The organism is Inquilinus sp., assembly GCF_039594555.1.
In the GTDB taxonomy this organism is placed as follows: Bacteria; Pseudomonadota; Alphaproteobacteria; order DSM-16000; family Inquilinaceae; genus Inquilinus.
On sequence record NZ_JBCNNF010000224.1, the window covers coordinates 1 to 11,261 of the forward strand.

General features: G+C 69.8%; 11 protein-coding genes. 3 read left to right on the forward strand and 8 right to left on the reverse strand.

Features of this window, described 5'->3' with window-relative positions; translation table 11 throughout:
- The first annotated feature begins 74 nt into the window (after nt 1-74).
- Together ABDW35_RS22100 and ABDW35_RS22105 are read left to right on the forward strand one after the other, a co-directional pair.
- Entirely contained in the window at nt 75-1,523 is a 1,449-nt protein-coding gene (locus tag ABDW35_RS22100) for a pitrilysin family protein (protein ID WP_343716042.1), read from the forward strand.
- A gap of 19 nt (nt 1,524-1,542) precedes the next feature.
- Entirely contained in the window at nt 1,543-2,862 is a 1,320-nt protein-coding gene (locus ABDW35_RS22105) for a pitrilysin family protein (protein WP_343716043.1), read from the forward strand.
- On the opposite strand, the gene ABDW35_RS22110 is transcribed toward ABDW35_RS22105, so the two are convergent.
- The 3 genes from ABDW35_RS22110 to mnmA all read right to left on the reverse strand — a co-directional run bounded on the left by ABDW35_RS22110 (nt 2,859) and on the right by mnmA (nt 5,471).
- The gene (locus ABDW35_RS22110; RefSeq protein ID WP_343716044.1) at nt 2,859-3,764 is read right to left on the reverse strand and encodes an EamA family transporter; all 906 of its coding nucleotides are present in this window, start codon (nt 3,762-3,764) and stop codon (nt 2,859-2,861) included. The genes ABDW35_RS22105 and ABDW35_RS22110 overlap by 4 nt on opposite strands.
- A 240-nt stretch (nt 3,765-4,004) precedes the next feature.
- Entirely contained in the window at nt 4,005-4,307 is a 303-nt protein-coding gene (locus tag ABDW35_RS22115; protein ID WP_088150812.1) for an SCP2 sterol-binding domain-containing protein, read from the reverse strand.
- Nucleotides 4,308-4,343: 36 nt separating this feature from the next.
- Nucleotides 4,344-5,471 carry a tRNA 2-thiouridine(34) synthase MnmA gene (mnmA, locus tag ABDW35_RS22120; protein WP_343716045.1) on the reverse strand — a complete coding sequence of 376 codons (1,128 nt, stop codon included), beginning with the start codon at nt 5,469-5,471 and terminating at the stop codon, nt 4,344-4,346.
- A gap of 128 nt (nt 5,472-5,599) precedes the next feature.
- On the opposite strand from mnmA, the gene ABDW35_RS22125 reads away from it, so the two are divergent.
- Nucleotides 5,600-6,406, forward strand: a complete 807-nt coding sequence (locus tag ABDW35_RS22125) for an aldolase/citrate lyase family protein (protein WP_343716046.1) — start codon at nt 5,600-5,602, stop codon at nt 6,404-6,406.
- Nucleotides 6,407-6,421: 15 nt separating this feature from the next.
- Here ABDW35_RS22125 and ABDW35_RS22130 read toward each other — a convergent pair whose 3' ends face one another.
- The 5 genes from ABDW35_RS22130 to ABDW35_RS22150 form a co-directional block, all read right to left on the reverse strand.
- Nucleotides 6,422-7,243 carry a carbohydrate ABC transporter permease gene (locus tag ABDW35_RS22130; protein WP_343716047.1) on the reverse strand — a complete coding sequence of 274 codons (822 nt, stop codon included), beginning with the start codon at nt 7,241-7,243 and terminating at the stop codon, nt 6,422-6,424.
- Complete coding sequence (locus ABDW35_RS22135; RefSeq protein WP_343716048.1) at nt 7,240-8,097, reverse strand: sugar ABC transporter permease; 858 nt, start codon at nt 8,095-8,097, stop codon at nt 7,240-7,242. Before ABDW35_RS22135 ends, ABDW35_RS22130 begins: the two co-directional genes overlap by 4 nt.
- Nucleotides 8,098-8,361: 264 nt before the next feature.
- Nucleotides 8,362-9,582 (reverse strand): sugar ABC transporter substrate-binding protein, encoded by a 1,221-nt coding sequence (locus ABDW35_RS22140; protein ID WP_343716049.1) that lies wholly within the window; start codon nt 9,580-9,582, stop codon nt 8,362-8,364.
- 272 nt (nt 9,583-9,854) lie between these two features.
- Nucleotides 9,855-10,778 (reverse strand): sugar phosphate isomerase/epimerase, encoded by a 924-nt coding sequence (locus tag ABDW35_RS22145; RefSeq protein WP_343716050.1) that lies wholly within the window; start codon nt 10,776-10,778, stop codon nt 9,855-9,857.
- On the reverse strand, nt 10,775-11,261 hold a 487-nt coding region (locus ABDW35_RS22150), incomplete at its 5' end, for a Gfo/Idh/MocA family oxidoreductase (RefSeq protein ID WP_343716051.1). The genes ABDW35_RS22150 and ABDW35_RS22145, both read right to left, overlap by 4 nt.

Here is an 11,261-nt window from a genome sequence, read left to right on the forward strand (position 1 = left end):
CGGGACAGTGTCGCACCGTCGCGGCATCGCTTGCCGCGGCGGCGGCGCTTCCGGTACCTAGAGACATGACCGCGATGCCCCTCTCCGTCCGCCGGCTGGCCGCCGCCTTCGTGCTGAGCGCCGCCGTCGCCGCGCCGTCCTTCGCCCAGGACGCGGCGCCCCCCGCAGCCCCGGACGCCGCCTTGCCAAACGCAGGGCCGCCGCTGGCGGCGCCGGCGCCGCTGCCGGACAACCTGCGGATCGCGCCGCAGGCCCAGAGCTTCACGCTTGGCAACGGGCTGCAGTTCATCGTCATCCCGGCCGGCACCGCCCCGGTGGTGACGCAGATGGTGTGGTACCGCGTCGGCGCCGCCGACGAGGCGCCGGGCCAGTCCGGCAACGCTCATTTCCTGGAACATCTGATGTTCCACGGCACCACCTCGCACCCGCAGGGCTATTCGCAGGAGCTGGCGGCGATCGGCGGGGTCGAGAATGCCTTCACCACCGCCGACTACACTGCCTACTACCAGTCCGTGGCCAAGCAGAACCTGCCGCTGGTGATGCGCTACGAGGCCGACCGGATGCAGAACCTCGTGCTCGAGGAGAAGCGGGTCAACGCCGAGCGCGACGTGGTGCTGGAGGAGCGGCGGATGCGGATCGAGAACGAGCCGTCGTCGCGCCTCGGCGAGGTGATGAACGCCGTGCTCTACCTCAACCACCCGTACCGCGCGCCGGTGATCGGCTGGCCGTCGGAGATCGAGGCGCTGCGGCGCGAGACGGCGCTGGCCTTCTATGACCGCTTCTACACGCCGAACAACGCCACGGTGATCATCGCCGGCGATGTCGACCCCGCCGCGGTGAAGGCGCAGGCCGAGGAGATCTACGGGCCGGTCAAGCGCCGGGCCGAGCCGCCGCCGCGCATGCGCCCGAAGGAGCCGGAGCCGATCGCGCCGCGCCGGCTGGAGCTGACCGACGCCCGCGCCGGTCAGCCCTATTTGCGCCGCAACTACCTGGCGCCGTCGGTGGTCACCGCGGCGCCGGGCGAGGCCGCGGCGCTGCAGGTGCTGGCCTCGGTGCTGTCGGGCGAGACCGGGCGGCTGTACCGCGCCCTGGTGACCGGGCAGGGCAAGGCAGCGATGGCCGGCGCCGGCTATGACGCCGACGCGCTCGACTACAGCCCCTTCGCCGTCTATGCCGTGCCGCGCGGCGACGTCACCCTGCCGGATCTCGAGGCGGCGATGGACACGGTGCTGGCGGAGGTGCGCGACCAGCCGGTGCCGGAGGAGGAGCTGGCGCGGGCCAAGCGCCGCCTGCTGGCCGGCGCGATCTACGGCCAGGACGACCCGGGCGCGCTGGCCCGGGTCTTCGGCGAGGCGGCGGCGCTGGGCCGCAGCGTCGCCGACGTGCAGGACTGGCCGGGCACCATCGCCGCGGTCTCCGCCGCCGATGTGCAGAAGGCGGCGCAGACCTATCTGCAGCCGCAGCGCTCCGTCACCGGGTATCTGACCCGGCCGACGGATGCGACCCAGGCCAAGCAGCCCTAACCGGGCGAGGATCATGCTGATGAACGCGATGCTTTCCCCGCTGCGCGCCGCTCTCGCCGGAGCCGGCCTGCTGCTCGCCGCCGCCACCCTGCCCGCCGCCGCGACCACGATCGACCGCGTGGTCAGCCCCGGCGGCATCGAGGCCTGGCTGGTCGAGGACCACACCGTCCCGGCCGTCACCGTCTCCTTCTCCTTCGACGGCGGCGCCGCCCAGGATCCGGAGGGCAAGGCCGGCCTGGCCTCGCTGCTGAGCGAGATGCTGACCGAGGGCGCCGGCCCCTATGACGCGCCCGGTTTCAAGACCGCTCTGGCCGACCGGTCGATCCAGCTCGGCTTCTCCACCTCGCAGGACTACAATGGCGGCCGGCTGAAGACGCTGACCACCGAGCGCGACGCCGCCTTCGAGCTGCTGCGCCTGGCCCTGGCCGAGCCGAAGCTGGCGCAGGGCGACCTCGACCGGGTCAAGGCCGGCCGCCTGGCCGAGCTGAACTTCCAGGAGAACGACCCCGGCACCATCGCCGACGACCGCTGGTCCGCCGCCGCCTTCCCCGGCCATCCCTATGGCCGGCCGTCGATCGGCACCAAGGACAGCGTCGCCGCGATCGGCACCGCCGACCTGCAGGAGCTGCGCCGCCGCATGTTCGCCCGCGACGGGCTGCGCCTGGCCGTGGTCGGCGACATCGACGCCGCCACGCTGGGGCCGGCCCTGGACCACGTCTTCGGCGGACTGCCGGCGAAGGGCGAGCTGATGCCGGTGCCGGACATCGTTCCCGCCGCCAAGGGCACCGCGACGGTGCCGATGGCGGTGTCGCAGGCGTCGATCCAGCTCGGCTTCCCCTCGCCGCGGCGCGACGACCCGGACTATTTCCCGGCGATCGTGATGAACCACATTCTCGGCGGGTCGACCTTCACCTCGCGCCTCTACCGCGCGGTGCGCGAACAGCGCGGCCTGGCCTATTCGGTCGACAGCAACACCCTGCAGTTCCAGCATGCCGGCCTGCTGCTGATCACCGCCGGCACCCGGGCCGACAAGGCGGGGGAGAGCCTGTCGGTGATCCAGGACGAGATCGCGCGGCTGGCCAAGGACGGCCCGACCGACCAGGAGGTGGCGGAGGCGAAGAGCTACCTGATCGGCAGCTATCCGCTGGGCTTCGCCTCGCATGACGCGCTGGCGTCCTATGTGCTGTCGCTGCAGCTGGCCGGCCGCGGCCGCGACTTCATCGACAAGTATCCCGGCCTGATCGAGGCGGTGACGCCGGCCCAGGTGAAGGCCGTGGCCGCCCGGGTGCTGCAGGTCAAGGACCCGACCGCGGTGGTGGCCGGGACGCCGGCTTCCTAGGCCGGCTGCGCCTTCCGCGCCCGGCCGGGCAGGGTCATGGCGGCGACGCCGATCACCACCAGCACCAGCCCGTACAGCACGGTCGGGGCCGGCGTCTCGCCCAGGGCCAGGACGCCGATGGCCACGCCCACCGGTACGCGTAGATAGGCCTGCGCCATGGTGGCGACCGACCCGAGCGAGGCGATCAGCCGGAAATAGAGCACGAAGGCCAGGGCGGTCGAGACCACGGCCAGCCCGGCCAGCGCGCCGAGCGAGGCGGCGGAGGGCGCCAGCGTCCAGGGCCGGTCCAGCACCAGGCTCAGCGGGATCAGCATGGCGGCGCCGGACAGCATCGACCCGGCGGCCGGCACCATCGGGTCCAGCCCCTTGAAGTTGCGGCCGAAGATGGCGGCAACGCCGTAGCACACGGTGGCCGCGACGATCGCCAGCTGCGGCAGCATCTGCCGGCCGGCACCGGACAGGGCGTCGAGGCCGATCACCAGGGTGATGCCGGCGACCCCGGCGGCGACGCCTAACAGCTTGCGGCCGGTCACCGCCTCATGCCGGGTGATCGCCCAGGTGAACAGGAAGGTGAAGATCGGCGAGGTCGAGTTCAGGATCGCCGCCAGCCCGGCATCGACCTCGGTCTCGGCCCAGGCGATCATGACGAAAGGGATGGTGCTGTTGACCAGCGCCTGCACCGCGAACAGCCGCCAGGTGCGCCCGTCCGTCGGCATGTGGATACCGCGCAGCCGCAGCACCAGCAGCAGGATGCCACCGGCGATCAGGGTGCGCGCGGCGATCAGCGTCACCGGCGGGATGGTGGCGACGCCGAGCTTGATGAAGCTGTAGGACGCGCCCCAGACGGTCGCCAGCAGCGCCAGCAGCAGATAGTCGGTGACGGGCGGGCGATGGGCGGACATGGGAGGCTCCTCGATGGGTGCCCCGACCATGCCCTGCGCGCGGGCGCCTGTCGCGTGAGGACGCTGCGGCTTCCGTCGAAATGTCATGGGGTGAGGATCGCCTCCCCCAACTGTCATGCCCGGGCTTGACCCGGGCATCCAGGAAATGTCGATGCCGCTCTGGGCGGCCCCCTGGATTGCCGGGTCAAGCCCGGCAATGACAGGAAAGGGAAAGCGGAGTTGCAGACCTCCGTCGGCCGCTCAGTCGTCGAGCAGGGCGGCCAGCTTCATGCCGACGGTCAGCGAGCCGTTGGCTTTGATCTTGCCGGTCATGTAGGCCATGGTCGGGCTCAGCGAGCCGTCGACCATCCGCCGCAGCGTCTCCGCCTTCATCGTCAGGGTGACGTCGGCCGGGGCGTCGCCGATCGACACCGCGGGCGCCGGGCCGGTGCCGTCCAGGACGATGAAGCCGTCGGCGCCGAGGTCGAACTTGACGCGGGCGTCGAGCGCGGGGCCGCCGGCGGCGCGGCCGCGCACGGCTTCGGCGAGGGCGTCGAGCGACATGGGCAAAAGATCCTTTCTGTCCGCGAAACGCAGTGATCAGGCGGCGGCGCGCTCGGCCCGGGCGATGAAGCCGCCGCCGAGCACGCGGTCGCCGTCATAAAGCACGGCGGCCTGTCCCGGCGCCACCCCGTGCTGCGGCGCATGCAGCTCCAGCACCGCCTCTCCCGCGCCGGTCAGCCGCACCGTCGCCGGCACCGGCGCCTGGGCGGAGCGCAGCTTGGCCTCGACCAGCCGGCCCTCGGGGCCGGGCGGGATGTCCAGCCAGTTCAGCTCGGTCAGGGCGACGCTGTGCCGCGCCAGGGCCGACCAGGGGCCGACGATCACCCGCCGGGCCTCGGGATCGAGCCGGACGACGTAGAGCGGGTCGTCATTAGACTTGCGGCCGCCGATGCCCAGGCCCTTCCGCTGGCCGATGGTGTAGTGGACGATGCCCTGGTGCCGGCCCAGCACGGTGCCGTCGAGATGCACGATCTCGCCCGGCCCCACGGCGCCGGGGCGCAGCCGCGCCACCACCTCGCCATAGCGGCCCTCCGGCACGAAGCAGATGTCCTGGCTGTCCGGCTTGTCGGCCACCACCAGCCCCAGCCGCGCGGCCTCGGCCCGGGTCGCGGCCTTGTGGTTGCCGCCCAGCGGGAAGCGCAGGAAGGCCAGCTGCTCGGGCGTCGTCGCGAACAGGAAGTAGCTCTGGTCCTTGGCCGGATCGATCGCGCGGTGCAGCTCCGGCCCCTGCGGCCCCTCGACCCGGCGGACATAGTGGCCGGTGGCCAGGCAGTCGGCGCCCAGGTCGCGCGCCGTCTCCATCAGGTCGCGGAACTTGACCTTCTGGTTGCAGCGGATGCAGGGGATCGGCGTCTCGCCGCGCAGATAGCTGTCGGCGAAATCATCCATCACCGCCTGGCCGAAGCGGCTCTCGTAATCCAGCACGTAATGCGGGAAGCCGATGCGCTCGGCCACGGTGCGGGCGTCGTAGATGTCGGCTCCGGCGCAGCACGCGCCCTTCCGCTGGATGGCGATGCCGTGGTCGTACAGCTGCAGCGTGATGCCGACGACGTCGTAGCCCTGCTCGGCAAGCTGGGCCGCGACGACGGAGCTGTCCACGCCGCCGGACATGGCGACCACGACCCGCGTCGCGGCCGGGGGCTTGTCGAAACCGAGTGAGTTCATGGCGGGCAGAATATAGGGATCGCCGCCGGTTTTCGAAACCCGCCGCGAATGCGCAAAAAGCACGGGGGTTATTGTCCGACATGATATGGCGGTCCTACACTCGGCCAACGCAAGGAGGAACCCCCGGAATGTTTCGCCCCAACCGGTTGAAGGAACGGCTGCGCCGCGGCGACAAGCTGTTCGGCGCCTGGGTCGGCAGCGGCTCGCCCACGGTGGCGGAGATCATGGCCCATGCCGGCTTCGACTTCGTCATCCTGGACACCGAGCACGGGCCCGGCGGCATCGACGACACCATCGATCTGCTGCGCGCGGTGCAGGCCTCCGACACCCCGGCCGTGGTGCGGGTGCCGGCGCATGACCCGGTCTGGCTGAAGCGGGTGCTGGATGCCGGCGCCGACAGCCTGATGGTGCCGATGATCGAGAGCGCGGCCGAGGCCGAGGCGCTGGTCCGCGCCTGCCGCTATCCGCCGGCCGGCCGCCGCGGCTATGCCGCCGGCGCGGTGCGCGCCTCGACCTACGGCTTCGAGCCGGACTATCTGCAAAAGGCTAACGACAATCTGCTGCTGCTGGCCCAGATCGAATCCATGGACACGGTGCCCGAGGCCGGGGCGATCGCCCGGGTCGACGGCATCGACATGGTGTTCATCGGCCCCAACGACTTGGCGGGCTCGATCGGCCTGCTGGAGCAGCTGCACGACCCGCGGGTGCAGGATCTGGTGAAGCAGATCGAGGATGCGGTGCGGCCGACCGGCACGCCGCTCGGCACCGTGCCCAGCAGCGCCTCGACCTGGGCCGAGCTGTTCGACCGGGGCTACAGCATGGTCACCGGCGGCGGTGACGTGCCCTATCTGCGCCAGGCGGCCTCGGACTCGGTCGCGGCCTACAAGGCCTATCGCGAGGGCGCCGGCAAGGGCGCCAAGGGCGGCGGGTACTGACGGCCGCCGGGGGCGCTACTTCAGCGCCCCCGCGGTCAGGCCGCTGACGATCCGGCGCTGCAGCAGGGCGAAGACGATCAGGATCGGCGTCACATAGATCGCGGCATAGGTCATCATCCCGCCCCAGTCATTGGTGTTCGTGCCCATGAAGGCGGACAGGCCGACCGTCGCGGTCTGCAGGGTCTTCGCCGCGATCAGCGAGCGCGAATAGACGTATTCGCCGAAGGACTGCAGGAAGATCAGCACCGACACGACCAGGATGCCGTTGCGGGCGAGGGGGATCATGATGCGGAGGAAGGCGCCGATGCGCGAGGCGCCGTCGACCCGCGCCGCATCCTCCAGCTCGCGCGGCACCTGCAGGAAGGTCGACCGGCACAGCACGATGTAGAGCGGCAGCACCTTCGCGGTCTGGGCCAGCACCACGGCGGCACGGGGCGTCTCCAGGAGGCCGACCTGGTTGAAGGCGACGAAGATCGGCGTCACCATCAGCGACGGCGGCAGCACCTGCAGCATCAGCACCAGGAACAGCGCCACCGCGGTCCAGGCGTTGCGGTGCCGCGACAGGGCATAGGCGGCGCCGGTGCCGATCAGCGTCGCGACGACCGTGGTGCCGACCGCGATCAGCAGCGAGTTCCACAGGTACCGGTCCATCGCATGCTCGGCGAAGATCCGGCCGAACTGCCATTGCGGGTCGATGGGCCAGAAGCTCGGCGGGAAGGCGAAGATCTCGCTGCCGGATTTCAGAGCCGTGACGTACATCCAATACAGCGGGAACAGGTAGATCGCGGCGAAGGCCAGCGCCAGGCCGAGCAGGATGAAGGGCTTTGCCGTCCTCATGCCGCGTGCTCCCGCCCGGTCGACCGGACATAGAGCGCCGCGACCAGGATCACGACGGCGATCATCAGCACGGCGACGACGCTGCCGGCCGAGATCTCATAGGTCTCGAATGACATCTGCCAGGACCAGTACTGGGCGACGTTCGAGGCGTTGGCCGGGCCGCCCTTGGTCAGCGCCGCGATCAGGTCGAACTGCTGCAGCGTGAAGATGATGCCGAGCGACACCACGGCGCCGAGGGTCGACCGCATCAGCGGCAGGGTGATGTGGCGGAAGCGCCGGAAGGCGCGGGCTCCGTCGATCTCCGCCGCCTCGTACAGGTCACTCGGGATCGCCGCCAGCCCGACCGACAGCAGGATCATGTTGAACGGGATGCCCAGCCAGACATTGGCGATGATCACGGCGAACAGGGCCATGTCCGGGTCCGACAACCAGAAGATCTTGCCGCCGGTCAGGTGCAGGCTGGTCAGGAGATAGTTCAGCACGCCGAAATCGCCGGCCAGGATCCATTTCCAGATGGCGCCGACCACCAGGGCCGGCATGATCCAGCCGGCCAGGAACACGCCGCGGATATAGGTCGCGCCGGGGAAGGGCTGCTGGAAGAACAGCGCCAGGCCGAAGCCGATGCCGAGCTGGAAGGTGATCGACAGCACCACGAAGATCACGGTGTTCTTCAGGATCTGCAGCGCCTCCGGCCGCGCGAACACGTCGCGGTAGTTGTCCAGCCCGGCGAAGGGCCGGTCGAAGGAGGTCAGCGAGAACATGTCGACCTGCTGCAGCGACATCACCAGCGTGTAGGCCAGCGGGAAGGCCGCGAAGACCAGCAGGTAGCCGACCGCGCACAGCACCAGTGCCACGTCGAAGCCGCTGCCGTCCCGCAGGGTGCGGAGCAGGGGGATGCGGTATAGGGCGGAGCGGCGGTGAGCCTTCCTAGTCCCCCCTCCCCCTGCGGGAGGGGGGTAGGGGGAGGGGGCTCGCGCCGCTGGAGCTGTCGGTTGGAAATTGACCGAACGATCGGTCATCGATTGGCTGGTTTGGGTGCGCGTCATCGACAACCCCCTCCCCCTGCCCCCCTCCCGCGAGGGGAGGGGGGACTCAATACGGGAACTGGACAGGCTGATTCACTTCTTCAGCACGCGGTCGATCGTTGCCTGGGCGGTCGTGAGCGCCGTCTTGGCGTCGCTCTGATGCGTCAGGGCCGACTGGATCGCGGTCTGGATCGCCTTCGAGATCTTCGGCCAGTCCGGGTTCGGGCCGCGCGGCCGGGCGTACTGCATCTGCTCGGTGAACACGGCGTAGGCCTTCGGCCATTGCGGCGCGTCGGCCTTGGCGTTCTGGACCGGCGGCAGCAGGCCGAACTCGTTCCAGATCCGGTGGTTCTGCGAATAGATGTACTCCAGCAGCATGAACGCCTCCTTCGGGTGCTTGGAGGTCTTGAAGATCACGTTGTTGAAGTCACCCAGGGCCGAGGCGCGCGGGCTGCCCTGCTTCTCCACCGGGAACAACGCGACCCGCCAGTCGAACTTGGCCTCCTTGGCCATGCGCGGCAGCTCCCATGGCCCGGAGATCGCCATGGCGGCGTTGCCGGCGTTGAAGGTGCCGGTCGAATCATACTGGCTGCGGATCAGCGTGTCGGGCGACGCCAGCTTCTCGTCGATCAGCTTCTGCCAGAACTCCAGCGCCCGAATTGCGCCGTCCGAGCCGACGCTGTCGTAATCGGCGCCGGCGCTCTGGATGAAGGGGAGGAACTGGAAGGTGCCTTCCTCCGTGCCGATGGCGGAGAAGGCGAGGCCGTACACGTTCTTGCCCGGATCGGTGAGCTTCTTCGCCGCCTGATAGAGATCGTCCCAGGTCTGCGGCGGCTTGTCGGGGTCGAGGCCGGCCGCCTTGAACATGTCGGCGTTGTAGTAGAGCGCCAGGGTGTTGGAGGCGCGCGGGATGGCGAACAGCTTGCCGTCCCAGGTCGAGGAGTTGCGCGGGCCGGGATAGAAGGCATCGGCCTTGATCACCTGCGACTGCTCGACATAGGGCGTCAGGTCCAGCAGCACGCCGCGGGCCGCGAACATCGCCGTCTCCGGGTTGTCGATCCCGATCACGTCGGGGGCTGAGCCGGCGGCGTAGGCGCGCATGGCGTCGTTCACCACGTCGGCGAAATTGACGTGCTTGAGGTTGACCGTGATGTCGGGGTGCTGGGCCTGGAATTCCTTCACGAAGACGTAGGTGAATTTGGTCTCGTCCTCGTCATGGGTCCAGACCTCCAGCGTCACCGGCTCGGCCCGGGCGAGGGTGGCGGAGACCAGAAGGGCGGCGGTTCCCAACAGCAATCGCAGGGTCCTGGACATGAGCTTCCTCCACTGTGTTGGTTGGTTTTGACCGGAGTTCGTCGGCATGGGGCCGTTTTTGTTAAGTCCCCCCTCCCCTTGCGGGAGGGGGGTAGGGGGAGGGGGTTCGCGCCGCGAGATCAGTGGGTTCAGGTCCGGCTCCGGCTTGACCATCGCGTCGAAAGCGCCGCTGCCGGTTCGCTGCGATCGACAACCCCCTCCCCCTAACCCCCTCCCGCGAGGGGAGGGGGGACTCAAAAAGCTCTGCTCGGTGCAGGCGCATACCCATCGTCTCAACCCGGATTGGCGATGAACTCCCCGCCGCGGCAGCGCTGCAGGTAGCGCAGGCCCTCGACCTGGCCGGTCATCTCCAGATCGTCGCGATAGACCGGGTCGTGCCAGCCCTCGATGTCGATCGATCCGCGGAAGCCGCCCAGCCGCAGCTCGGTGATCACCCGGGTCCAGTCGGTGTCGCCGAAGCCGGGGGTGCGATGGAAGGCGAAGGGCACCTTGCCGTGCACGCCATGCTCCTTGACCACGTCCCAGCGGACGGTGGCGTCCTTGCCGTGGACATGGAAGATTTTCGGCGCCCAGCGCCGGATCTGCGGCACCGGGTCGATCAGGTAGTACAGCTGGTGGCAGGGCTCCCATTCCAGGCCGAGATTGTCGTCCGGCAGGGCGTCGAACATCAGCTCCCAGGCGGCCGGATTGTGGGCGATGTTCCAGTCGCCGGACTTCCAGCTGCCCTCCATCGGGCAGTTCTCGAAGGCCAGGCGCACGCCCTTGTCGGCGGCGCGCTTCGCCAGCCGGCCGAACACCTCCCTGAACCGCGGCAGGCTCTCCTCCAGCGGCTTGCCGCGCACCCGGCCGGTGAAGCCGGCGACAATGTCGGTGCCGAACAGATGGGCGTTGTCGATCAGCGCCTCCCACCCGGCCAGGGTCTCGCGATCCTGCGCCTGGTCCTCCAGCGGGTTGCCGAACATGCCGAGCGCGCCGACGGTGACACCGCTGTCGCCGATCGCCTCGCGGATCTGGCCGGCCAGGCGCGGGATGTCCTTGCCGCCCAGCGTCTGCCAGAAGAACGGCTCGATGCTCTCGAAGCCATGGGCGATGATCTGGCGGACATAGCCGGCCGGATCGTCACCATTGGCGCGCACCATGGTGCCGATGCGGATGTCCTGGTGATTGGCCCGAACGGGCTTGGCGCTGCTGGTCATGGTTCCTCGATCGCCTGGATGGCCACGCGGCGGCCCTGGCGCGCGCTCTCGATCGCGCCGAAGACCATGGCGAGGCTGTGGAAGTTCTGGTGGCCGACCGTCTCGGGCTCGGTGCCCGCGCGGACCGCATCGACGAAGTCGCGAATGACGCCGAGATGGCTGCCGGTGCGGTCGGCCGGATCCGCCGGCGGCACTTCGACCGTCTCGGGCACGAAGAACAGCCCGTCACGCCGGTCGCTCGCCACCTCGGCCCGGAAGTCCTCGGCCCCGTCCCAGCTCAGGCTGCCCTTGGTGCCGGTCAGCCGCCACTGGCTCTCCCAGCTCGTGCGCAGCCCCTCGGCGCACCAGCTGCCGCGATAGGTCAGGACGGCGCCGCCCTCCAGTTCGAAGATGGCGTTGGCGCTGGCGCCATGCGCGTACCAGGACCCGGCCGGGTTGCTCTCATGGCAGTAGACGGCGAGGGGGCGGCGGCCAGCGACCAGG